The organism is Kaistia sp. SLG-1 (assembly GCF_059699055.1).
Window position 1 is genome coordinate 2,509,729 of the sequence record NZ_AP048544.1, and the last position, 22,517, is coordinate 2,532,245.

General features: G+C 67.1%; 21 protein-coding genes. 18 read left to right on the plus strand and 3 right to left on the minus strand.

What is annotated here, in order from left to right:
- Positions 1-37 precede the first annotated feature (37 nt).
- The 13 genes from AC6HZP_RS11290 to AC6HZP_RS11350 all read left to right on the plus strand — a co-directional run bounded on the left by AC6HZP_RS11290 (position 38) and on the right by AC6HZP_RS11350 (position 13,598).
- Positions 38-1,729: an SPOR domain-containing protein gene (locus AC6HZP_RS11290; RefSeq protein WP_497526627.1), complete on the plus strand. Its 1,692-nt coding sequence runs from the start codon at positions 38-40 to the stop codon at positions 1,727-1,729.
- Positions 1,730-1,799: 70 nt separating this feature from the next.
- A complete protein-coding gene (gene nagZ / locus AC6HZP_RS11295; protein ID WP_497526628.1) occupies positions 1,800-2,834 on the plus strand; it encodes a beta-N-acetylhexosaminidase in 1,035 nt (344 codons plus the stop codon).
- 15 nt (positions 2,835-2,849) lie between these two features.
- Positions 2,850-3,686 (plus strand): segregation and condensation protein A, encoded by an 837-nt coding sequence (locus tag AC6HZP_RS11300; RefSeq protein ID WP_497526629.1) that lies wholly within the window; start codon positions 2,850-2,852, stop codon positions 3,684-3,686.
- 2 nt (positions 3,687-3,688) lie between these two features.
- Positions 3,689-4,363 (plus strand): SMC-Scp complex subunit ScpB, encoded by a 675-nt coding sequence (gene scpB / locus AC6HZP_RS11305; protein WP_497526630.1) that lies wholly within the window; start codon positions 3,689-3,691, stop codon positions 4,361-4,363.
- Between the two features lie 212 nt (positions 4,364-4,575).
- The gene (locus AC6HZP_RS11310) at positions 4,576-5,559 is read left to right on the plus strand and encodes a TAXI family TRAP transporter solute-binding subunit (RefSeq protein WP_497526631.1); all 984 of its coding nucleotides are present in this window, start codon (positions 4,576-4,578) and stop codon (positions 5,557-5,559) included.
- A gap of 55 nt (positions 5,560-5,614) precedes the next feature.
- Positions 5,615-6,730, plus strand: coding sequence for an ABC transporter ATP-binding protein (locus AC6HZP_RS11315; protein WP_201403652.1), 1,116 nt, complete (start codon positions 5,615-5,617; stop codon positions 6,728-6,730).
- A 97-nt stretch (positions 6,731-6,827) separates the two neighbouring features.
- Complete coding sequence (locus AC6HZP_RS11320) at positions 6,828-7,052, plus strand: twin-arginine translocase TatA/TatE family subunit (RefSeq protein WP_201403653.1); 225 nt, start codon at positions 6,828-6,830, stop codon at positions 7,050-7,052.
- A gap of 79 nt (positions 7,053-7,131) precedes the next feature.
- Positions 7,132-7,785 carry a Sec-independent protein translocase protein TatB gene (gene tatB, locus AC6HZP_RS11325; protein WP_497526632.1) on the plus strand — a complete coding sequence of 218 codons (654 nt, stop codon included), beginning with the start codon at positions 7,132-7,134 and terminating at the stop codon, positions 7,783-7,785.
- Complete coding sequence (tatC, locus tag AC6HZP_RS11330; protein ID WP_201403655.1) at positions 7,782-8,597, plus strand: twin-arginine translocase subunit TatC; 816 nt, start codon at positions 7,782-7,784, stop codon at positions 8,595-8,597. Before tatB ends, tatC begins: the two co-directional genes overlap by 4 nt.
- Positions 8,598-8,781: 184 nt before the next feature.
- A complete protein-coding gene (serS, locus tag AC6HZP_RS11335; RefSeq protein ID WP_497526633.1) occupies positions 8,782-10,095 on the plus strand; it encodes a serine--tRNA ligase in 1,314 nt (437 codons plus the stop codon).
- Between the two features lie 94 nt (positions 10,096-10,189).
- Positions 10,190-10,948, plus strand: coding sequence for a 5'/3'-nucleotidase SurE (gene surE, locus AC6HZP_RS11340; RefSeq protein ID WP_201403657.1), 759 nt, complete (start codon positions 10,190-10,192; stop codon positions 10,946-10,948).
- Between the two features lie 166 nt (positions 10,949-11,114).
- Positions 11,115-11,807 carry a protein-L-isoaspartate(D-aspartate) O-methyltransferase gene (locus AC6HZP_RS11345; RefSeq protein WP_497526634.1) on the plus strand — a complete coding sequence of 231 codons (693 nt, stop codon included), beginning with the start codon at positions 11,115-11,117 and terminating at the stop codon, positions 11,805-11,807.
- A gap of 306 nt (positions 11,808-12,113) precedes the next feature.
- Positions 12,114-13,598: a peptidoglycan DD-metalloendopeptidase family protein gene (locus tag AC6HZP_RS11350; protein ID WP_497526635.1), complete on the plus strand. Its 1,485-nt coding sequence runs from the start codon at positions 12,114-12,116 to the stop codon at positions 13,596-13,598.
- A gap of 70 nt (positions 13,599-13,668) precedes the next feature.
- Here the strand turns inward: AC6HZP_RS11350 and AC6HZP_RS11355 are convergent, their stop codons facing one another.
- Positions 13,669-14,553 carry an ATP-binding protein gene (locus AC6HZP_RS11355; protein ID WP_497526636.1) on the minus strand — a complete coding sequence of 295 codons (885 nt, stop codon included), beginning with the start codon at positions 14,551-14,553 and terminating at the stop codon, positions 13,669-13,671.
- 329 nt (positions 14,554-14,882) lie between these two features.
- Between AC6HZP_RS11355 and yajC the strand changes: the two genes are divergently transcribed.
- The 5 genes from yajC to AC6HZP_RS11380 all read left to right on the plus strand — a co-directional run bounded on the left by yajC (position 14,883) and on the right by AC6HZP_RS11380 (position 19,093).
- Entirely contained in the window at positions 14,883-15,221 is a 339-nt protein-coding gene (gene yajC / locus AC6HZP_RS11360) for a preprotein translocase subunit YajC (protein WP_497526787.1), read from the plus strand.
- 64 nt (positions 15,222-15,285) lie between these two features.
- Positions 15,286-16,884 carry a protein translocase subunit SecD gene (gene secD, locus AC6HZP_RS11365; protein ID WP_201403662.1) on the plus strand — a complete coding sequence of 533 codons (1,599 nt, stop codon included), beginning with the start codon at positions 15,286-15,288 and terminating at the stop codon, positions 16,882-16,884.
- 11 nt (positions 16,885-16,895) lie between these two features.
- Positions 16,896-17,834 (plus strand): protein translocase subunit SecF, encoded by a 939-nt coding sequence (gene secF / locus AC6HZP_RS11370; protein WP_201403663.1) that lies wholly within the window; start codon positions 16,896-16,898, stop codon positions 17,832-17,834.
- Between the two features lie 5 nt (positions 17,835-17,839).
- Positions 17,840-18,238 (plus strand): Mth938-like domain-containing protein, encoded by a 399-nt coding sequence (locus AC6HZP_RS11375; protein ID WP_497526637.1) that lies wholly within the window; start codon positions 17,840-17,842, stop codon positions 18,236-18,238.
- A 12-nt stretch (positions 18,239-18,250) separates the two neighbouring features.
- Positions 18,251-19,093 carry a phytoene/squalene synthase family protein gene (locus AC6HZP_RS11380; protein WP_497526638.1) on the plus strand — a complete coding sequence of 281 codons (843 nt, stop codon included), beginning with the start codon at positions 18,251-18,253 and terminating at the stop codon, positions 19,091-19,093.
- Positions 19,094-19,114: 21 nt separating this feature from the next.
- Here AC6HZP_RS11380 and AC6HZP_RS11385 read toward each other — a convergent pair whose 3' ends face one another.
- Both AC6HZP_RS11385 and trmFO read right to left on the minus strand, forming a co-directional pair.
- On the minus strand, positions 19,115-20,869 hold the full coding sequence (locus AC6HZP_RS11385; RefSeq protein WP_497526639.1) for a B12-binding domain-containing radical SAM protein: 1,755 nt from the start codon (positions 20,867-20,869) through the stop codon (positions 19,115-19,117).
- 152 nt (positions 20,870-21,021) lie between these two features.
- Positions 21,022-22,431, minus strand: a complete 1,410-nt coding sequence (gene trmFO / locus AC6HZP_RS11390) for a methylenetetrahydrofolate--tRNA-(uracil(54)-C(5))-methyltransferase (FADH(2)-oxidizing) TrmFO (RefSeq protein ID WP_497526640.1) — start codon at positions 22,429-22,431, stop codon at positions 21,022-21,024.
- Positions 22,432-22,517 lie beyond the last annotated feature (86 nt).

Here is a 22,517-nt window from a genome sequence, read left to right on the forward strand (position 1 = left end):
GACGAACGACACCGGCTAAGACGGAAAGTGGAGCGCGATGGCAGATCGCTACGATAATTCGTTCTCGCGGCGGCCTCAGCCGGGCGACGGGAACACGGGGCGGCGCAATGAGCCGTCGCCGGTGGAAGACGATCCGCTGGTCGAGCTGGCGCGGATCGTTTCCGGAAAATCAAGCTTCGACGACATCGTCGGCAGCCGTTCCCCCGCCGCCGCGCCCACGGTGCGGCCGGCGCAGTCGGCGAATGTGCGCGATACGTCGTTCGACCTCGAATCCGAGCTGATGAACGATCTTCAGTCCTCGTTCGATCCTTCGGTTCGTTCCGCCTCCGGTCGGTCGGCCCAGGTCGAGCCGCAGCCGCCCCGTGCCGTGCCCCCGCGCGATCCGGGCTTTGACCATCTGGCGCTGCGGCCGGGTGCTCCGGCTGCGCCGCCGCAGTGGCAGGCCGTCCAGCCGCCGCGTCAGGCCGAGCCGCGTTATCAGGCTGAGCCGCGCTACCAGCAGGAGACCTACGCCCAGCCGCCGGTCGAGGAAGATCCCTATGCCGGCACGGCCTATTCCGCCGCCGACTATGGCCGCGAGCGGGGGCAGCCCGCCTATGCCGGATATCATCCGGGCCAGGAAAACGGCGCCGACGATCATTCGACCGGCTACGACACCGATTATGCCGACGATCCCAATGCCGGCTACGACGACGGCTATGACGACGCGCAGCCCTATGGCCGCGACCGGGACTATGAGGAGCCGCGCCGCTCGCGCAAGGGCCTGATCCTTGCCGCCGCCGGGCTCGCCGTGGTGCTGGCCGGTGGCCTTGGCGCTCTGGCGCTCAAGGGCGGCGGCGGCAGCGCGAACACAGGCGCGCCGCGCGTGATCGCCGCCGACGAAGGCCCGACCAAGGTGCAGCCGACGGTCCAGCCGACCGATACGGAAGTCGCCCAGAACAAGCTGATCTACGATCGCGCCAGCCCCGAACTCGCCGGCGACGAGCAGCTCGTCCTGCCGGATGATGGTCCGATCGACGAGCGGCCCGCTTCCAACGAATCCGAAGCGAGCCGTGGCATTTCGCGGATCATCCTGCCGGGTGCGCCCGGCGACAATGCCAATCCGCAGTCGATCGACGATCTCGCCGGCCCCGCTTCGGCGGCTCCGGCGACGGATGCCGATGCCGGTCCGCGCAAGGTCCGCACCGTCGTCGTGAAACCGGACGGCACGATCATCTCGAGCGAGGCGCAGCCGCGCAACGGCGCCGCCGCTGCCGCCAATGCGCCCGCTGCGTCGGCACCCGCCGCGGCGGCCCCGGCAGCTCCTGTGAATACGGCGGAAGCCGATCCGGTCGATCTCGGTGCGCCGGAGAAGGACGCCTCGCAGCTGGCGGCTCCGGCCGCCCCGGCGGCGCCCGCGCCGGCCAGGCCGCGCGCCCAGCAGACGGCGGCGGCTCCCGAACCCGCTCCGGCGGCGCCGCGCGCGGCGGCCCCGGCCTCGGGCGGCTTTGTCGTCCAGGTCGCTTCGCAGCGCACCGAAGAGGCGGCGATCGCCTCCTACAAGGCGATGCAGCGCAAGTTCCCGAGCGTGTTCGGGTCGCAGGAGCCGAACGTCGTGCGCGCCGATCTCGGCGCCAAGGGCATCTACTATCGCGCCCGCGTCGGCCCGATGGCGACCCGCGACCAGGCCGTTTCGTTCTGCGAAAGCCTGCGGGCGGCCGGCGGCGACTGCATCGTCCAGAAGAACTGATCGCGACAGACCGGGCGGCGGAGTCACTCCGCCGCTTGCGGTCTGCGCGGCAAGCGGCTAAGGCCGAAGAATGACCGCCAAAGCATTCATTTCGGGCTGCGCGGGCCGCAGCCTCACGGCCGACGAAATCGCGTTCTTTCGCGATGAGCAGCCTTGGGCACTGATCCTTTTCAAGCGCAATATCGGCACGCCGGAAGAGGTCTGCGACCTGGTCGCGACCTTCCGCGATGTCCTCGGCGATCCCGATCGTCCCGTCCTGATCGACCAGGAGGGCGGCCGCGTCCAGCGCATTGCCCCGCCGCATTGGCGCAATCGCCCCGCCGCCCGCTTCGCCGGGGATCTCTATGCCGAGGACCAGGCCGCCGGACGGCGCATGGCCTGGCTGCACGGCCGCCTGATCGCCTCCGACCTGATCGACCTCGGCATCACCGTCGACTGCCTGCCGGTGCTCGATGTCGGCACGCCGCAGACGCATGCGGCGATCGGCAATCGCGCCTATGCCGAGGAAGCCGCGACCGTCTCGGCGCTTGGCCGCGCCACCACCGAGGGCCTCGCGGCCGGCGGTGTGCTGCCGGTCATGAAGCACATGCCCGGCCATGGCCGCGCCACCGTCGACAGCCATTTGAGCCTGCCGGTGGTCGACGCCAGCCTCGCGACGCTGAAGGCCTCGGATTTCGCGCCGTTCAAGGCATTGAACGACCTGCCCATGGCGATGACGGCGCATATCGTCTTCACGGCGATCGACAAGGATCGGCCGGCGACGACCTCGCCGGTGGTGGTCGAGGAGGTCATTCGCGGCGCGATCGGCTTCGATGGCCTCCTGATGAGCGACGACTTGTCGATGCAGGCGCTCGGCGGCGACTATGCCAGCCGCGCCGCGGCGGTGCTCGGCGCCGGCTGCGACATGGTCCTGCATTGCAACGGGCTGATGGAGGAGATGCGGGAAGTCGCCCGTGTCGTTCCCGAACTGTCGGGCCGCGCCGCCGAGCGCGCCGCCGCCGCCCGCGCCGCCCGCAAGCCGCCGCATCCGCTCGACCGCGAGGCGGCCGAGGCCGAGTATGCGACGCTCGCCGAACGCGCCGGCTGGCCGCCGGCGCAGGCCTGAGCGGAGATCGACGGGATGGCCGGGACCAGCGACCAACACGGCCAGAGCGACCTCTGGGAGATGGAAGGGCGGGCGGAGCGCAAGGTCGGCGACGCGGCGCTTGTCGTCGACGTCGATGGCTTCGAAGGCCCGCTCGACCTGTTGCTGGCCCTCGCCAGGACCCAGAAGGTCGATCTCGCCAAGGTCTCGATCCTGGCGCTGGCGGAGCAGTATCTCGCCTATATCGAGGAACTGCGCCAGCTGCGGCTTGAACTCGCGGCCGACTACCTCGTCATGGCAGCCTGGCTTGCCTATCTGAAGTCCCGCCTGCTGCTGCCGGCGCCCGCGCCAGACGAGGAGCCGAGCGGCGAGGAGATGGCGGCGTCGCTCGCCTTCCGGCTGCGCCGTCTCGAGGCGATGCGCGACGCGGCGGCGAAGCTGGTCAACCGGGACCGGCTTGGCCGCGAAGTCTTCGCGCGCGGCATGCCCGAGCCGATCGAGGTCGTCGATCACAGCGTCTATAGCGCCACGCTCTACGATCTCCTGACCGCCTATGCGTCGCAACGCCAGCGCCAGATGGTGTCGGTCGTGCACGTGCGCCGGCGGCAGGTCTGGTCGCTCGCCGAGGCGCGCGAGGTGCTGACGCGGATGATCGGCAGCATCGCCGACTGGACGCCGGTCGACGTCTTCCTGTCGCCCTGGATCCAGACGCCGGAGATGCGCGCCACGGTGCTGGCGAGCTCGTTCAGCGCCAGCCTGGAGCTGGTGCGTGAGGGCAGGGTGGAGCTGCGCCAGACGGCGCCCTTCGCCCCGCTCTACATGCGCGATCGCGACCGCGATGGCGCGGAGACCAAGAGTGCTGAGAGTGGCTGAGAATGGTTGATCGCGGAAATCTCACCCTGCTGGCGCCCGAGGAACACCGGATGGCGCTGCGCATGCTGGAAGCCATGCTGTTCGCCAGCGACGCGCCGCTCGGCAAGGCGGAGCTCGCCGCGCGCCTGCCCGAAGGCAGCGATATTGACGCCCTCATCCGCGAGATCGAGCACGCCTATTCGGGGCGGGGGGTCAATCTCGTCAAGGTCGCCGGCAAGTACATGTTCCGCACGGCGAGCGATCTCGCCTTCCTGCTGCAGCGCGAGGCACACGACCAGAAGAAGCTGTCGCGCGCGGCGCTGGAGACGCTTGCGATCATCGCCTACCACCAGCCGGTGACGCGGGCCGAGATCGAGGAGATCCGCGGCGTGTCGATCTCCAAGGGCACGATCGACGTGCTGATGGAGGCGGGCTGGATCCGCATGCGCGGCCGCCGGCGTACGCCCGGTCGCCCCGTGACCTATGGCACCACGGAGGCATTCCTGGTGCATTTCGGGCTTGAGGCCATTGGCGACCTGCCGGGCCTCGACGAGCTCAAGGGCGCCGGCCTGCTCGATGGCCGCATTCCGCCGGGCTTCTCGGTGCCGGAGCCGCGCGATGGCGACGCCTTGACCGACGACGAGGATCCGCTCGATCCCGGCGATCTGCTGGCCGCCGGGCTTCGCGAGCACGACTAGTCGTTTCGCGTCTCTCGCAGCTCTCGATAGCAGTGCAGCGTGAAAGGCCGGTCGGTCTCCGCGCTGCGCCAAAAGTAGAGCGGCGCGATCGAACAGAATTCATTGACCCTGTTTATCTGGCTTCCCTTGCGTCGCATCCGGCTGCTTCTATGATCTGGAGCGTCCAGCGCGGTGGAGCGTGCCGCGCAGGCCTCTGGGGAGGGGGAAGCGTCGTGGTCGAATTTGTCCTGAACCGTCGTCATCTTCTGGCTGCGGGTCTCGGTGCCGCCGCCTTGGCGGCGTCGCCGCGCCGGCCGCTCGCCGAGGAGCCGATGCGCGCGGTGATCGTCTCGGGTGGCGTCGGCGGTGTGTTCTATCCCTATGGGCAGATCCTCGCGAGCCTGCTCTCGGCCTCCGTGCCGGCGCTCGCGGCGTCGGGCCAGATGACGCGCGGCTCGGTCGACAATGCGCGCTTCATCCATCGACGCGAGGCGGATATCGGCTTCTCGACGCTGGACTCCGCCTATGACGCGATACACGGGACCGGCGCCTTCGCCGCGGATGGCAAGCTCGACCTCTGCGTCCTGGCGGTGCTCTACGATTCCAACCTGCACATCGTCGCGGCGGGCGACAAGGGCATCTCCCGGATCAGCGATCTCAAGGGCAGGCGGGTCTCGGTCGGATCCACGGGATCCTCGACCGAGACGATCGCCGACCGCGTCATGGAGGCGGCCGGGCTCCATCCGCACGCCGAGATCGAGCGGTTTAATTTCGGCGTCGCGGAATCGGCCGACGCGTTGAAATCCGGCCGCATCGACGCGTTCTTCTGGATCGGCGGCCTCCCGACGGCGGCGGTGTCGAACCTCGCCGCTTCCGGAACGCCCAAGCTCGTCTTCCTGCCGACCGAGAACCTTGAGGCGATCGACAAGGCCTATCCCGGGCTCTATCGCCCGGCCTCCCTGCCGAAGACCACCTATGCCGGCATGACCGAGGACGTTCCGAGCCTCGAGGTCGCGAATGTGCTCATCGTCTCGAGCAAGGCGGAGCCGCGCTTCGTCACGACGGTGCTGGAGGGTATCTTCGCGAATGTCGAGCTGATCCGGAGCTCGCACCCGGAGGCGAAGAAGCTCTCGCTCGAAACCGCGGGCTTGCGAACGGCGGTGCCGTTCCATCCGGCGGCGGAGGCCTTCTACGCGGAGAAGGGCGTCCTGAAGTAGCGCTGCGCCCTGACATCAACTCGACGCCGGCCGCGTCAGCCGTTAAACCGCTTGCATGAGCGCAAGCACCCAATGGATTGAACGCACCGCCTGGGGCCGTCGCGGCACCGCCGGTGTCACCATCGCCGCCCGTCTCGGCTTTGACGGCGTCACCCACCACTATGGCGACGCGCCGTCGCTGCGCGGCATCAAGCTCGATGTCGAACCGGGGGAGGTGGTCTGTCTGCTCGGCCGCTCCGGCTGTGGCAAGACGACGCTGCTGCGCGTCACGGCGGGCCTCGAGCGGCCTTCCTCGGGCCGCATTACGGTCAACGGCCGCGAGATCGCCGGCCCGTCCGTCTTCGTACCGCCGGAGAAGCGCGGCGTCGGCCTGATGTTCCAGGACTATGCGCTGTTTCCGCACATGACGATCCTGAAGAACGTCATTTATGGCCTCGACGATCTGCCGCGTGCCGAGGCGGAGCGGCAGGGGCGGCTGGCGCTCGCCCGCGTCGGCCTCGACGGCTACGCCGCCTCCCATCCGCATGCGCTTTCCGGTGGCGAGCAGCAGCGTGTGGCGCTTGCCCGCGCCATCGCGCCGCGGCCCTCCATGCTGCTGATGGACGAGCCGTTCTCCGGCCTCGACAAGCGCCTGCGCGATCACGTCCGCGAGGAGACGATGGCGATCATCCGCGAGACGCGGGCGACCTGCATCATCGTTACCCACGATCCCGAGGAAGCGATGCGCATGGGCGACCGTATCGCCCTGATGCGAAACGGCAAACTGCTCCAGGTCGGCACCGCGCGGCAACTCTACGAGAAGCCCGTCGATCTCTATGCGGCCCGCTTCTTCTCCGAGCTGAACGAGTTCGAGGCCGTCGCGAAGAACGGCCGCGCCGAGACGCCGATCGGCACATTCGCGGCGCACAGCCATGCTGACGGCACGGAGCTTTCCGTCGGCGTGCGGCCGCAGGGCGTCGGCTTCGCGATCGCGGGGGACGGCGTGCCGGGGCGCATCGTCGGGCATCAATTCCTGGGTGAGGTCGACCTGCTCAGCGTGGCCATTGACGGCGCCGATCGGCCGGTTCGGGTCCGGACGCGCGACAACGCCGAGCCCTTCGTCGTCGGCAGCACGGTGTGGCTGAAGGTCGATCCGCGCGAGGTCTTGGTGTTTGCCAAACAGGCAGAATAACCCTACATGCGTTTTACAAGTCCGTTGCGGCAGCAGGGTGCGTCTGCGATAGTCTCGCACCAAACGCGGTGCGCGTGAATTTTGTGGAGATGAGTTGATGGGTTCTTTCAGCATCTGGCACTGGCTGATCGTGCTGGTGATCGTCCTCCTGCTCTTCGGCAAGGGGAAGATTTCGGATGTGATGGGCGACATGGCGAAGGGCGTGAAGAGCTTCAAGAAGGGTCTCGCCGACGACGATGAGCCCGCCGCCAAGCCGACGATCGACCACAAGCCGTCCGACGTCGTTTCGTCGAGCACCGACGAGAAGACCCGCGCCAGCTAAGGCCTAGAAAAGGGCCGCGAAGCTGCCTCGGATCCGCGCGAAGGCGCGGATCACAGGTTAGGCAGATCGGTGTGAGAGAATGCTGGATATCGGCTGGAGCGAGTTGCTCGTCATCGCAGTGGTGGCGATTGTCGTGGTTGGTCCCAAGGATCTGCCACCGATGTTGCGTGCGCTGGGACGAACCGTCTCCAAGATGCGGAAGATGGCGGGCGAGTTCCAGGGTCAGTTCAACGAGGCGCTCAAGGAAGCGGAGCTCGACGACGTCAAGAAGTCGTTCGACGAGTTGCGCGGCCTGAACCCGATGAACGACATCAAGAATAGCCTGAACCCGCTTTCCGGGCCGATCGCCAAGCCGGCTCCGGCGCCTGTGCCGCCGCCTGCGGACCAGCCGCTGCAGCCTGCCACCGCCAGCGACATCGAGCCGGCCGCTCCCGGGCCCGTCCTGGCGGAGCCCGCGGCTGAGCCTGTGGCTGTGAAGCCGAAGCGGCCGAGGAAGACGGCTGCCGTGGAGAACGGTGAGGTCGCGCCGGCGAAGCCGCGTGCGTCGCGGGCCAAGGCCAAGCCCGCCGCCAACGGCACGGACGCGGAAGCCGCGCCGGTGAAGCGGGTTCGCAAGCCGAAGCCCGCTCCGGCTCCGGTCGAAGTCGCGGCTCCGGTCGAGGTCGTGACCGCGCCTCCCTCCGTCGCCAGTGAACCGGTCGTCGCCAGCGTGACGGAAGAACCCAAGACATGAGCGACAAACCGACGGTCGACGAAGACGAGATCGAAGCGAGCCGCATGCCGCTGATGGAGCATCTGATCGAGCTGCGCTCGCGGCTGATCAAGACGCTCGTGGCGGTGCTCGTCGCCTTCCTGGTCTGCTTCTATTTCGCCGGCACCATCTACAACATCCTCGTCCTCCCCTATGAATGGGCTGTGGGGCCGGCGAAGGATGTGAAGCTGATCTATACCGCGCCGCAGGAATATTTCCTGACGCAGATGAAGCTCGCGCTCTATGGCGCGGTGTTCATCGCCTTCCCGGTCATCGCGATGCAGATCTACAAATTCGCGGCGCCGGGCCTGTACAAGCACGAGCGGCAGGCCTTCGTGCCCTACCTGATCGCGACGCCGGTTCTGTTCGTGCTCGGCGCGGCGCTTGTCTATTTCCTCGTCCTGCCGATGGCGCTGCACTTCTTCCTTTCGTTCCAGCAGACCGGCGGCGAGCACAAGGCGCAGATCGAGGCGCTGTTCAAGGTCAACGAGTATCTCGGCCTGATCATGACGCTGACGCTGGCCTTCGGCATCGTGTTCCAGCTGCCGGTGGTGCTGACGCTGCTCGGCCGCGCCGGCGTCGTGACGAGCCAGATGCTCAAGGCCAAGCGGCGCTATGCGATCGTCCTCGCCTTCGTCATCGCGGCCGTGCTGACGCCGCCCGACGTCGTCAGCCAGATCTCGCTCGCGATCCCCGCCATGCTTCTCTACGAGATCTCGATCTATTCCGTCCGGATGGTCGAGCGGAAGCGTACCGAGGCGGAGACGCCCGACGAAGAGGGCGAAGCCGCTTAAGGCGGAAGCGATCCTCCGGATTTCATTCAAAGCCCCGCCGTCTCGGCCGAGACGGCGGGGCTTTTGCGTTCCGCCGGGTCGCTCCCGGGTTGATCCGCCGGCCCACTCACACTATCGGTCATGCGGCGATATCTTCGCTCCTTTGCGGCCGGGATGACGGCCGCTCTCTCTTCGAGGCTCGATCATGCTCGACATCAAATGGATCCGCGAAAACCCCGAAGCGCTCGACCGTGCGCTCTCCAGTCGTGGGGCCGAGCCGATCTCGTCGAAGCTGATCTCGCTGGACGAGGCGCGCCGCGCCCACATCGTCCAGGTCCAGGCCGCCCAGGAGCGCCGCAACGCCGCCTCCAAGGAGATCGGCAAGGCGAAGGGCGCCAAAGACGAGGAAACCGCCCAGCGCCTGATGGCCGAGGTCGCGACGCTGAAGGAATTCCTGGCGCACGCCGAGGAGGAGGAGCGCCGGCTCAACAAGGCGCTGGACGACGCACTGGCGGTGATCCCGAACGCGCCGTTCGAGGACGTGCCGCTCGGCAAGGACGAGGCCGACAACGTCCCGTATTTCGGCCGCAACCAGACCGCCGCGCAGGCGGACGCCACGCGTCCCAGGAAACGCGAGCACAGCTTTGTTTCGAAAGAGCATTTCGAGATCGGTGAGGGCCTCGGCCTGATGGATTTCGAAGCCGCCGCCAAGCTCTCGGGCAGCCGCTTCGTCGTGCTGAAGGGGCAGCTGGCGCGCATGGAGCGCGCCATCGGCCAGTTCATGCTCGACCTGCATACCGGCGAGCACGACTACACCGAGGTGCAGCCGCCGCTCCTGGTCAAGGACGACGCGCTCTATGGCACGGCGCAGCTGCCGAAGTTCGCCGAGGATCTGTTCAAGGCCGGCGAGCAGCATTGGCTGATCCCGACCGCCGAGGTGCCGCTGACCAATCTGGTCCGCGAGTCGATCCTCGACGAGAAGGAACTGCCGCTCCGCTTCACCGCGCTGACGCCGTGCTTCCGTTCGGAGGCCGGTTCCGCCGGCCGCGACACGCGCGGCATGCTGCGCCAGCACCAGTTCAACAAGGTCGAGCTCGTCTCGATCACCACGCCCGAGACGTCGATCGACGAGCATGAGCGCATGCTCAGCTGCGCCGAGGAAGTGCTGAAGCGCCTCGACCTGCATTATCGCGTCATGACGCTCTGCACCGGCGACATGGGCTTCGGCTCGCGCAAGACCTACGACATCGAGGTCTGGCTGCCGGGCCAGAACACCTATCGCGAGATCTCGTCCGTGTCGGTCTGCGACGATTTCCAGGCGCGCCGCATGAATGCCCGCTATCGCCCGGGCGCCGAGAAGGGCACGCGCTTCGTGCACACCCTGAACGGTTCCGGCACGGCGGTCGGCCGCGCGCTCATCGCCGTCATCGAGAACTACCAGAACGAGGACGGCTCCATCACCGTGCCGTCGGCGCTCAAGCCCTATATGGGCGGGCTCGACAAGGTCGGGGCGGCCTAGCCGTAGCCGTGCGGAAAAGAGCCGGCGTCCAGGTGGCGCCGGCTCGCCCAACCGCGAGAATCTCTTCTGACCCATAGCGAAGGCTGAATTGGCAATGCGCATTCTGATCACCAATGACGACGGCATCCACGCTCCCGGCCTCGCGGTGCTGGAGCGGATCGCGCGGACGCTTTCCGACGACGTCTGGGTGGTCGCGCCGGAGACCGATCAGTCCGGTCTCGCCCATTCGCTGACGCTCAACGATCCGCTTCGCCTGCGCCAGGTTTCGGAGCAGACCTTTGCCGTGCGCGGCACGCCGACCGATTGCGTCATCATGGCGGTCCGCAAGGTTCTCGACCGGGCGCCGGACCTCGTCCTGTCCGGCGTCAATGCGGGGCAGAACGCCGCTGACGACGTCACCTATTCCGGCACCGTCGCCGGCGCCATCGAGGGTACCTTGCTCGGCATTCCGTCGATCGCGCTCAGCCAGGCCTATGAGTTCACCGACGGCCGCCGGGTCATCCCGTGGGAGACCGTCGAGGCGCATGCCCCGCGCATCCTGAAGAAGCTGATCGCGCATGGCTGCCCGCGCGGCGTGCTCTACAATCTGAACTTCCCGAACCGCGCGCCCGGCCTCGTCACCGGCGTCGAGGTGACGTCGCAGGGCGTCGTCACGCACGGCCTCACCGTCGACGAGCGCAATGACGGCCGCGGCAACCCGTATTTCTGGCTGAAGCACCGCCGGATCGACGAGCAGCACGTGGCGGGAACCGACGTTGACGCGATCCAGCGCGGCGTCATCTCGGTCACGCCGCTCCGGCTCGACATGACCGCCTATGATCAGGCGCATGAGCTGAAGGCGCTGTTCGACTGAGATCGGGCTCCGTCCCCAACGGAAGGCCGTTTCGCGCGCCGGGATGCGCGTGAGCGGCCCGATGTCGCCATTTGATACGAATTTGCCGTACGCGGTGCGTGCACTAAGACGGCGTTTACCACCTTGGCCGCATGACTATCGTTCTGTAGGCGAGGGCGCGTAGCGTATGGCACTCGGAGCGGTTCAGTTTTACCCGACGGATTATGAGGCCATCGACGATGGCCTCATTCCGATCGCAGAGTTCCTGCTGCGCATGCGGCAGTTCGGCATCATGGATCGGCGCATGGTCGATGCGTTCGAGTCGATCTCGCGCGAGCCGTTCATGCCGTCCAACATCCGAAGGGCGCCGCTGTTCGCCGAGCGCCCGCAGCCGATCGATTGCGGCCAGCTCAACACGCCGCCCATTCTCGCCGCCCGGATGATCGAGGCGCTGGCGCCGACGACGCGCTGCCGCGTGCTCGAGATCGGCACCGGCACCGGCTATCTCGCCGCCGTGCTCTCCCGCCTTTCGCGTCGCGTCTACACGATCGATCGCTTCCGCACGCTCGTCGCGGCGGCGCAGGCTCGTTTCGAGGCGCTCGGCATCAGCAACATCACCTCGGTCTTCGGCGACGGGCTGATCGGCTGGCCGGAGAAGGGCCCGTTCGACCGGATCATCTGTTCCGCCTCGGCGCCGGCGGTGCCGCTGGCCTTCGTCGAATCGCTCAGCACCAACGGCATGCTGGTCATGCCGATCGGTCCCGATGACGGCATCCAGACCATGACCCGTTTCGTCCGCGTCGATCGCCAGCTGGTGTCGACGCCGATCTGTCCGGTCCGGATGGTGCCCTTGATCCGGGGCAGGGCGGCCAAGCTGTAGCCGGCCGCCGGCTCGGGCGGAGCGCACCCAGACGCTGGGATCCAAGCGGCCAAGGGCTGCCCCGCCGAGCGCTATCCCTTAACCGTGCAAGTCGGCGCTCTGTAGCATTCCACAACCGGGTAACCACGCGTTCCCGCGGCTTTGCGGCGGTTCGGCGGCACGCCGGCGAAATTTCGGTTCGTGCTTAAGCCTTTATAAACGTTACCGGCGTTTAGTGGCGTCATGTGTGGTGTGGCGTTGCGGGTTGGCTCGATGTACAGAAATGTCCCCTCTTTTCGGTCTCGGACTCTCTCCCAGGTCGCGTTTGTGGCGCTTCTCGCAGGACTGACTGCGGCGTGCAGCTCCGACGGTTCGCGCTACGGCTCGATCTTCACCGGTAGCACGGCCAATCAGAAGCAGATCATCGGCGGCGGGAGCCAGCCGATGCCGGCTCCGGTCGATTACAGCAACGACGTGGTGACGACGCCGCCGCCGGCGCGCTCCGTCAGCCGTTCGGATCTGCCGATGCTGCCCGGCGTCCAGCAGGGCTCGCAGCAGGTCGCCGCGGCACCCTCCTACAACGCACCTAGCTATGACGCGCCGCGCGGCTACACCCCGCCGTCCGCTTCCGCCTCTGCCCAGCAGGCCGCCGCTCCCATGCAGGTCGCCTCGGCAGCCCAGCCGCCGCGTCGCGGCGGCGCCTGGACGACCGAGGGTGGCACTGTCGTCACGCTCGGCCCGGGCGAGACGCTCTCTTCCGTGTCGCGGCGCTATGGCGTTCCGATCAAGGAACTGGCGCGGGTCAACAACATCGCCAATCCGTCCGCCGTCGGCACGGGCACCCGCCTGACGATCCCGACCTATGGCATGGGTGGCGGCGAGGCCGTCGCCTCGGCCATCCCGCAGAACGCGTCGCAGGCTGGCGATTCGACGCGCCTGGTCGCCGGGCCGGTTCCGGCCGCCGAGCGCAAGCCGGTCGCCTCCGGCGAGGGCGCGCCGCTCAACGGCCTTCACACCGTTTCGCCGGGGCAGACGCTTTCCTCGATCGGCCGCCTCTATGGCGTCAGCGCCGCGCAGATCGCTGCTGCCAACAATCTGACGTCGAACAACCAGCTGAAGTCCGGCCAGAAGCTCCGCATTCCCGGCAACGATCAGAACCCGCAGGCCGTGGCGCTGCGCAATGATCCGTCGCGTCGCGAGGAGAAGGCGCGCGGCGAGGATCCGAACAGCAAGCCGCTGGCTGCCAACGCGCCGCAGAAGGGCACGCAGGCTGATCCGACCACGACCGCCGCGATCGGCAAGCCGGGCGCTCCGTCGCCGGGTCTCGCCGAGGCTACCGCCGTCACCAAGCCGAACCAGCCGGTGGCCTACGAGCCGCCGTCCGAGGACAAGGCGACCGCCACCAATGCGAGCCTGGATCCGGGTTCCGCCAACGGCACGACGTTCCGCTGGCCGGTGCGTGGCCGCATCATCACCGGCTTCGGCGCGTCGGCGACCGGCGAGAAGAACGACGGCATCAACCTCGCCGTTCCCGAAGGCACCTCGATCAAGGCCGCCGAGGCCGGCACCGTGATCTATGCCGGCAACGAGCTGGAAGGCTACGGCAACCTCGTGCTGGTGCGCCATGCCGACGGCTGGGTCTCGGCCTACGCCCACAACAGCAAGATTCTGGTCAAGCGCGGCGACACCGTCCGGCGCGGCCAGATCATCTCGCAGGCAGGCTCGTCGGGCTCGGTCAACGCGCCGCAGCTGCACTTCGAGCTCCGCCGCGGCTCGAAGCCGGTCAACCCGCTGGATTATCTCCAGGGCTGACCGACCCAATCCTAGGCCTGCCGACTTCGTCTCGTGAGGGTCGGCCGGTCACAAAGCTGGTGGGGCGGCTTCAGCCCTTCAGAGCGACCCCAAGTCGCCCCGCCAGATCCTGGACATACTGCCAGGCCACGCGTCCCGACCGCGCGCCGCGCGTCGTCGACCACTCCAGCGCCTCGGCGCGCAGGATCTCGGGCTCGACCTTCAGCCCGTAATGCTCGGCATAGCCGTTGACCATGGCGAGATAGTCGTCCTGGCTGCACTTGTGGAAGCCGAGCCACAGACCGAAACGGTCCGACAGTGACACCTTCTCCTCGACTGCCTCGCCGGGATTGATCGCCGTGGAGCGCTCGTTCTCCATCATGTCGCGCGGCAGCAGGTGGCGGCGGTTCGACGTCGCATAGAACACGACATTCTCCGGCCGGCCTTCGACGCCGCCGTCCAGCGCTGCCTTGAGCGACTTGTAGGACGTGTCGTCATTGTCGAAGGAAAGGTCGTCGCAGAACAGGATGAAGCGGCGGTCGAGCCCGCGCACCAGCGTCATCAGCTCCGGCAGGCTGTCGATGTCCTCGCGATGAATCTCGATCAGCTTCATCGCGTGGCCGCCCGGCAGCTTGGACGGGTCGCTGTTGATCGTCGCATGCGCCGCCTTGACCAACGAGCTCTTGCCCATGCCGCGCGCGCCCCAGAGCAGCACGTTGTTGGCCGGCAGGCCGCGCGCGAAGCGGTCGGTGTTGTCGACGAGGATGTCGCGCACCCGGTCGACGCCCTTGAGCAACACCATCTCGACGCGGTTGACCTTCGGCACCGGCTGCAGCGTGCCGGTGGAGGCCTGCCAGACATAGGCATCGGCGACGTCGGGGTCGAATTTCGGCCGGGCCGGCGGCACGGCGCGCTCGATCAGGGCGATGAGCCGGTCGAGGCGATCGGCGACGGACTTCAGGGGATCTTCTGTCACAGTGTATTTCCTCGGTCCGCGCCTTACCTCACGCGGGTCGGGAGGCCTGCGGGCGGCGCCGGCAGCTGGGGGTGAAGGCGTCCGGACGAAGGTGAAAGCCCTCATCCCGCCGTCCGGACGGGGAACTTGCCGCATGCGTGCGGAGCCTCCGGACGACAATCGCCACTATCATGCTGGCGCGGCCATTTGCAAAGGCTTGCCGCGTCGTTATATTCCGCGCCGTTTCGCGAACCGCTGTCTTTCCCTATGTGATGGTCGGCGCAAACGACGCGTCCAGACCAGACGGGCCACCAGCGGACCCGCCAATGCCACAGGGAGCACCCTTTTTCATGTTCATTTCACCCGCCTTTGCGCAGGCTGCCGGCGCTTCCGCCGGTGGTGCCGACCTGCTCATCCAGTTCGTCCCGTTCATCTTCGTCTTCGCGATCATGTGGTTCCTGATGATTCGCCCGCAGCGGCAGAAGCAGAAGGCGCACCAGGAAATGATCAAGAACGTGCGCCGCGGCGACACGATCGTCCTGTCGGGCGGCCTGATCGGCAAGATCAACAAGGTCGTCGATGAATCGGAAGTTCTGCTTGAGGTCGCGGAAGGCGTGCGCGTGCGGGTTTCCCGCGCGGCGATTGCCGATGTGCGCGCCAAGGGCGAGCCGGCCAAGGACGGCGAGTAAGCCGCGTCACGCTCCCCTGAAGAAGCGGCCCGTCTAAGGGCCGAGATCGACTGGAACGGTTTCCATGCTGCACTTCACACGCTGGAAGATGATTTCGATCCTGACAGTGATCATTGTCGGGCTCCTTCTCGCTCTTCCCAATCTGTTCTCCAAGGAAACCGTCGAATCCTGGCCGAGCTGGGTGCCCAAGCGGCAGCTGGTTCTCGGCCTCGATCTCCAGGGGGGCGCCTATCTGCTCTACCAGGTCGACAAGCAGGACTATGTCCAGAAGCGCCTGCGCACGCTGGTCGGCGATATCCGCAAGACGCTGCTCGACGAGCCGCGCATCGGCTATTCCGGCCTCGGCGTGCAGGGGCAGGGCGTGCAGTTCCGCGTCCGCGACCTGTCGCAGCTGCCGGAAGTCCGCAAGCGCCTGGAGAAGCTGCAGAACCCGCTCGGAACCTCCGCGCTCGGCGGTCCGGGCGTCAATGAGTTCGATCTCGACGTCGGCAGCGACGGCGTGGTGCGGATGACCTATTCGCAGGCCGGCCTCGACCAGCGGGTGCGCCAGATCGTCGACCAGTCGATCGAGGTCATCGGCCGCCGTATCGACCAGCTCGGCACGGTCGAGCCGTCGATCCAGCGTCAGGGTTCGGACCGCATCCTAGTGGAAGCGCCCGGCCTTGGGGATCCCGAGCGCCTGAAGTCGCTCGTCGGCCAGACCGCGCAGCTGACCTTCCACCTCGTCGACACCGGCGTTTCGCCGACCGCGCCGCGTAAACCCGGCACGCTCGTGCTCGATTCGACCGATACGCCGCCGGTTCCCTATGTCGTCGAGGAAGCGCCGCTTCTGACCGGCGAGGACCTGACCGACGCGCAGGCGACCTTCGACCAGCGCACCAACGAGCCGGTCGTGTCGTTCCGCCTGTCCAGCACCGGCGCGCGCATCTTCGGCGAAGTGACGCAGAAGAACGTCAACCGGCCGTTCGCCATCGTCCTCGACGACAAGGTGATCTCGGCCCCGGTCATCCGCGAGCCCATCCTCGGCGGTTCCGGCCAGATCAGCGGCAATTTCTCGATCCAGTCCGCCAACGATCTCGCGATCCTGCTGCGCGCCGGCTCGCTGCCGGCGAAGCTGACCATCGTCGAGGAGCGCAACATCGGCCCGGGCCTCGGCGCCGACTCGATCGAAGCCGGCAAGCTCGCCTCGATCATCGCCACCGTCGCGGTCTGCGCCTTCATGGTGCTCACCTACGGCCTGCTCGGCTGGATCGCCAACATCGCGGTGATCGTCAACGTCGTGCTGATCTTCTCGATCATGACGTTGCTCGGCGCGACGCTGTCGCTGCCCGGCATCGCCGGCGTGATCATCACCGTCGGCACGGCCGTGGACGCGAACGTGCTGATCTACGAGCGCATACGCGAGGAGTTCCGATCCGGACGATCCGCGATCGCCTCCATCGATGCCGGCTTCCACAAGGCGCTCGGCACCATCCTTGACGCGAACGTGACCACCCTGATCGCCGCGCTCGTGCTGTTCTATCTCGGCTCTGGTCCGATCCGCGGCTTCGCCGTCACGCACGCCATCGGCGTCGCGACGACGATGTTCACGGCGTTCACCTTCACGCGCCTCATGGTGGCGATGTGGGTGCGCTGGCGTCGTCCGACCAAGATCACGCTCTGAGGGCGAAACAAATGGCACATTTTCGTATCGTCCCGGACAACACCAACATTCACTTCATGCGGATGCGGAAGTGGACGTTTCCGATCGCCGCGTTCCTGTCGATCATGTCGGTGGTGCTGTTCTTCACCATCGGCCCGAACTACGGCATCGACTTCCTCGGTGGCACGGTCATCGAGATCCAGACCAAGGAAGAGCACCCGGACATGGGCGCTCTCCGCTCCAAGCTGAACGGCCTCGGCCTCGGCGACGTGCAGGTGCAGACGATCGGCGCCGACGACTCGATCCTGATCCGCATGGGTCAGCAGGACGGCGGCGAGGAGGCGCAGCAGGCGGCGATCAGCAAGATCCGCACCGCGCTCGCCGACGAGGCGGAGTTCCGGCGCACCGAGATTGTCGGTCCGCGCGTCTCGGGCGAGCTGGCGTTCAACGGCACCATGGCGCTGCTCGTCACCTTCGCGGCGATCGCGGTCTATGTCTGGTTCCGTTTCGAATGGCAGTTCGCGGTCGGATCGTTCATTTCGGCCGCCAACGTCGTGGTCATGACGTTCGGCTTCTATGTGGTGACGCAGCACGAGTTCAACCTGACCTCGCTCGCCGCGGTGCTCACCACGATCGGCTACTCGCTGAACGACACGGTCGTCGTGTATGACCGCATTCGAGAAACGATGCGGAAATACAAGAAGATCGGCATCGGCGACCTGATCGACCGCGCCATCAACGACATGCTCGGCCGTACCATCATCACGACCGTGACGACGCTGATCGCGTTGTTCTCGCTGTACTTCTTCGGCGGCGAGGTCATCCAGTCGTTCACGGCCGCCATGATCTTCGGCGTGCTCGCGGCGATCTTCTCGTCGGTCTGCGTTGCGGCGCCGATCCTGATCTATTTCGGCCTGCGTCAGGATCAGATGACCAAGAAGCAGGATGCGGAGGCGGCCAGCAAGGCCTGATCGGCATGGCGCTCTTCACGCGACCATCGCATTCGCTCCGGCCCCAGCATTTCCCGGGGCAGGTTCCGATCGACGTCTACGGCGAAGGGGTCTTCCGCTTCGCCGAGATGTCGCATCCGGGCTCGCTGCTCTGCCTGCCCAGCGGAATCTATGGCTGGCCGGTGACGGATGTTGCCGAGATCACCGAGGAATCGCTCGCCGATGTCATCGCCGAGGCAGCCGATGTCGCCTTGCTCGTCATCGGCTGCGGCCGGGACATCGGCGTCATCCCGAAGCCGCTGCGCGAGCGACTCAAGGAGAGCGGCATCGGGCTCGAGGTGATGCCGACCGGAGCGGCGGTCCGGACCTACAATATCCTGCTCGCCGAAGGCCGCCCCGTCGCGGCGGCGCTCGTCGTTCTCTGATCGGTTTTCATCATGGATGTCTTCGCCCTCTGCGCCGATGAAGTGCGCGCGCACGATCGCGATCGCTTCCTGGCCGATCTGTTCGCGCCGGAAGCGAGGCGGCGCTACCTGTTCGCGCTGCACGCCTTCAACCTCGAGGTCACGCGGGTGCGCGAGCTCGTCAGCGATCCGATGCCGGGCGAAATCCGCCTGCAATGGTGGCGCGACGTGCTGGCGGGCCAGGCGCGCGGCGATGTGGCGGGCCATCCCGTCGCGGCGGCGCTTCTGGAAACGATCGGCCTCAACGATCTGCCGCGCGCCGCCTTCGACAATCTCGTCGCCGCGCATATCTTCGATCTCTACAACGATCCGATGCCGACGTTGACCGATCTCGAGGGCTATGCCGGCGAGACGGCGTCGGCGCTGATCCAGCTCGGCGCCTTGGTGCTGGCAGGGGGGCAGGATCCGCGCACGGCCGAGGCCGCCGGCCATGCCGGCGTCGCGCAGGCGCTGACCGGATTGATGCGGGCCTTGCCCTATCACGCCCGTCGCCAGCAGCTCTTCCTGCCGGCGGATTTGATGGCGCGCCACGGCGTCGAGGCGGCCGACATCTTCGTCGGCAAGACCACACCGGCGCTGCTGCGCCTGCTGGCGGAGCTGCGCGCCACGGCCCGGCGCCATCTCGCCGCCGGCAGGGCGGCCCTCGCCGGCATCGATCGCGTCGCACTGCCGGCCTTCCTGCCGGTCGCGCTCGTCGAGCCGACGCTGGCGCTGATGGATCGCTCCGACTACGCCCCGTTCAAGACGGTAATCGACCCGCCGCAATGGAAGCGCCAATGGTGGCTCTGGCGCGCGGCCCGGAAGGGGACGTTTTAGGCGAGAGCGGCTGACTGCCCCTCACGCCGTGCCGTGCGTCAGGATGTCGATCTGGTGGGCGTGGCGGACCGCGCCGCGCGCCGCCTCGTTCTGGTTGAAGATCTCCAGCGTCTCGGTCTCGTCGTCCGCGACCGGCAACAGGGCTGCGTCCATATAGGCTTTCTTCGCCGGATCGGCCTCGATGCGCCGGCGCTTCAGCTCGAGCCGGGCGAAGAGCCAGAGCAGCTTCGCACTCTTGGCCACCGTCTCGGCGGCATGGCGCGGATAGAAGCGCCAGGCGGGCTCGATCGGCAGGCCGGGCCGGCGGTCGAGCCGGTCCTTGAAGCGGATGACGCCACCCTGCAGCGGATGCACATTCTCGACGTCGACAGAGGTCGAGAACCACATCAAAAGCTTCTGGATGCTCTTGGTCCGGACGCCTGTGGCGGCGGCGCGGCGCAGGATCGTCACCATGTGCTCCGGCGAATAGAACAGCCGCCACGCCTCGCGATAGATGCCTTCCCATTCCTGCTGCGACATCTGGCTGTGGCCGGTGACGGCATGCTCCAGGTCGTATTTGTTGAGGTCGGCGTCCATCGCCACGCCCTTGCGGTGCAGGGTCTGGTGGTCCTCGGAACCGGGCAGCGGCGTCAGGAAGAAGAATTCGAGGATATCCAGCGGCAGCTCGCGCTGGATGATGCCGATATCGCGGCGGATGCTTTCCGGCGTGTCGTTCGGGAAGCCGAGGATATAGCCGGCATAGGTGATGATGCCCTCGTGCTTCCAGTCGAGCAGCATTTTCCGGTATTCGGTGATCTTGTTCTGCCGCTTCTTCGCCGCCATCAGATTGTCGGGGTTGATGTTCTCCAGCCCGATGAAGACGCGGCTGACGCCAGCGCGCTTGCACTTCGAAATGAAGTTCGGGATCTTGTGGCAGAGCGTGTCGACCTGGACCATCAGGCCGATCCACATGCCTTCCTTCTCGCGCAGCGCGATGATGCGGTCGAGGATGATCTCCCAGTCCTTGTTGCGGGCGAAATTGTCGTCGGTGATGAAGTAGTTGTGGATGCCCTGGGCGAGGTTTTCGCGGATCAGCTTCTCTATGTCGTCGGGCGAGCGGCGGCGCGACTTACGTCCCTGGACGTTGATGATCGTGCAGAACGAGCACTGGAACGGGCAGCCGCGGCCGGCGTCGAACGAGGTGTTGCCGCCCAGCGTGCGGGCGACATAGCCGGCCGGCAGGAAGGGCGGCGGCGTGCCTTCGACGCTCGGCAGCTCCTTCATGTAGTTGTAGAGCGGCTCCAGCGTGCCGGCGGCGGCATCGAGGAGCACGCGGTCCAGCCGCTCCTCCGCCTCGCCGGCGAACAGGCTGACGCCGATATCGAGCGCCTGCTGCAGGTCGACATGCAGGTCCGGCAGCATGGCGAGGCAGCCCGAGACGTGGAAGCCGCCCATCGCGACCGGAATGCCGGCCTCGCGCAGCGGACGGGCGAGGTCGAGCGCGCGGGGATATTGGTTGGACTGGACGCCGACGAGGCCGACCAGGCCGAAATTGCCGTTCTGGCGGAACTCCTCGACGATCCGCTCGACGCGGACGCGCGTGTTGGTCTCGTCGATCGCACGGACGTCGAGCGTGACGTCTTCGCCGAGCACCTTGCGATCCTCGCAATCGGCGGCAAGCCCATAGAGGCTCGCCAGCGAGTTGGACGGGATCATCGAGCGATGCCAGCGGATCACATAGCCGTCGTCGTCATAATGCGACGGCTTGATCAGGATCAGGAGAAAGCGCCGCGTCATCGGCGACGCCCGGAACGCACATCGGACTGCATGTCTGGCTTCCCCGTTGTGGCGGTTCTAGCGCATGCGAATGCCCGGCTCGGGCATGGGTAGATGGACGTTACCTTACGGAGTGCCGGCGCATTCGGCAATGCCATGCGCCGGCATTGGGTTTATTCGGCCGCGGCGACCGAGGCATGGCCGTTCAGCCAGGCCGAGGCGTCGGCGCGGGCGCGGGCCGTCAGCGCCTTCTTCTTGGCGACGGTCTTGTCGGTGCCGCGCAGCTTGACGCCCGGCTCCTTCGGGATCTCCACCGGCGGGAACAGGCCGAAATTCACGTTCATCGGCTGGAACGAGCGGCTGCCGGCTTCCTCGTCGACGAGGTGGCCGCCGGTGATGTGGCCGAGCAGCGCGCCGAAGGCCGTGGTGGCGGGCGGCGGCACCGGCACTTCGCCGAGCCGCTCGGCGGCGGCGAAGCGGCCGGCCAGCAGCCCGATGGCGGCGGATTCGACATAGCCCTCGCAGCCGGTGATCTGGCCGGCAAAGCGCAGCCGCGACTGCGCCTTCAGCCGCAGCAGCGGATCGAGCAGCTTCGGCGAGTTCAGGAAGGTGTTGCGGTGCAGGCCGCCGAGGCGCGCGAACTGGGCGTTCTCGAGCCCGGGGATCATGCGCAGCACGTCGGTCTGCGCGCCATACTTCAGCTTCGTCTGGAAGCCGACCATGTTGTAGAGCGTGCCGAGCGCATTGTCCTGGCGCAGCTGGACGATGGCATGCGCCTTGACGGTCGGGTTGCGCGGATTGGTGAGGCCGACGGGCTTCATTGGGCCGAAGCGCAGCGTCTCGCGGCCGCGCTCGGCCATGATCTCGATCGGCAGGCAGCCGTCGAAATAGGGCGTCGAGGCTTCCCAGTCCTTGAAGTCGGCCTTGTCGCCGGCGATCAGCGCGTCGAGGAAGGCGTTGTATTGCGCCTCGTCCATCGGACAGTTGATGTAGTCGGCGCCGTTGCCGCCGGGGCCGACCTTGTCGTAGCGCGACTGGAACCAGGCGACGTCCATGTTGATCGAATCGAAATAGACGATCGGCGCGATGGCGTCGAAGAAGGCGAGCGCGTCGGCGCCGGTCAGGCCGCGGATGGCCTCGGAGAGCGCCGGCGAGGTGAGGGGGCCGGTCGAGACGATGACATTGTCCCACTCGGCCGGCGGCAAGCCGTCGATCTCGCTGCGGTCGATGGTGACGAGCGGGTGGTCTTCCAGCGCCTTGGTGACAGCCTGCGAGAAGCCTTCGCGGTCGACGGCGAGCGCGCCGCCGGCGGGCACCTGGTTGCTGTCGCCCATGCGCATGATGAGCGAATTCGCCATCCGCATTTCCGCGTGCAGCAGGCCGACCGCATTGGTCTCGGCGTCGTCCGAGCGGAACGAGTTGGAGCAGACGAGCTCGGCCAGGCCGTCCGTCTTGTGCGCGTCGGTCGCCCGCACGGGACGCATCTCGTGCAGGACGACGGGAATGCCGCGATTGACGACCTGCCAGGCTGCTTCCGAGCCGGCGAGACCGCCACCGATGATGTGAATGGGATCTGTTTTCATGGCGCGGAGATTATTGCGCCGGAACCGTTCGGACAACCGCGCAAAGCGCGAAGAAGCCCGGACAAAAGAAAACGCCCGTCGGGGAG

Bases quoted from the DNA above. Each gene is read 5' to 3' on its own strand.
- secF (WP_201403663.1), top strand. From the start codon at position 16,896: ATGGCACATTTTCGTATCGTCCCGGACAACACCAACATTCACTTCATG.
- serS (WP_497526633.1), top strand. From the start codon at position 8,782: ATGCTCGACATCAAATGGATCCGCGAAAACCCCGAAGCGCTCGACCGT.
- trmFO (WP_497526640.1), bottom strand. From the start codon at position 22,431: ATGAAAACAGATCCCATTCACATCATCGGTGGCGGTCTCGCCGGCTCG.
- AC6HZP_RS11385 (WP_497526639.1), bottom strand. From the start codon at position 20,869: ATGACGCGGCGCTTTCTCCTGATCCTGATCAAGCCGTCGCATTATGAC.
- nagZ (WP_497526628.1), top strand. From the start codon at position 1,800: ATGACCGCCAAAGCATTCATTTCGGGCTGCGCGGGCCGCAGCCTCACG.
- secD (WP_201403662.1), top strand. From the start codon at position 15,286: ATGCTGCACTTCACACGCTGGAAGATGATTTCGATCCTGACAGTGATC.
- scpB (WP_497526630.1), top strand. From the start codon at position 3,689: ATGGTTGATCGCGGAAATCTCACCCTGCTGGCGCCCGAGGAACACCGG.
- AC6HZP_RS11380 (WP_497526638.1), top strand. From the start codon at position 18,251: ATGGATGTCTTCGCCCTCTGCGCCGATGAAGTGCGCGCGCACGATCGC.
- AC6HZP_RS11315 (WP_201403652.1), top strand. From the start codon at position 5,615: ATGAGCGCAAGCACCCAATGGATTGAACGCACCGCCTGGGGCCGTCGC.
- surE (WP_201403657.1), top strand. From the start codon at position 10,190: ATGCGCATTCTGATCACCAATGACGACGGCATCCACGCTCCCGGCCTC.
- AC6HZP_RS11375 (WP_497526637.1), top strand. From the start codon at position 17,840: ATGGCGCTCTTCACGCGACCATCGCATTCGCTCCGGCCCCAGCATTTC.
- AC6HZP_RS11290 (WP_497526627.1), top strand. From the start codon at position 38: ATGGCAGATCGCTACGATAATTCGTTCTCGCGGCGGCCTCAGCCGGGC.
- yajC (WP_497526787.1), top strand. From the start codon at position 14,883: ATGTTCATTTCACCCGCCTTTGCGCAGGCTGCCGGCGCTTCCGCCGGT.
- tatC (WP_201403655.1), top strand. From the start codon at position 7,782: ATGAGCGACAAACCGACGGTCGACGAAGACGAGATCGAAGCGAGCCGC.
- tatB (WP_497526632.1), top strand. From the start codon at position 7,132: ATGCTGGATATCGGCTGGAGCGAGTTGCTCGTCATCGCAGTGGTGGCG.
- AC6HZP_RS11320 (WP_201403653.1), top strand. From the start codon at position 6,828: ATGGGTTCTTTCAGCATCTGGCACTGGCTGATCGTGCTGGTGATCGTC.
- AC6HZP_RS11300 (WP_497526629.1), top strand. From the start codon at position 2,850: ATGGCCGGGACCAGCGACCAACACGGCCAGAGCGACCTCTGGGAGATG.
- AC6HZP_RS11345 (WP_497526634.1), top strand. From the start codon at position 11,115: ATGGCACTCGGAGCGGTTCAGTTTTACCCGACGGATTATGAGGCCATC.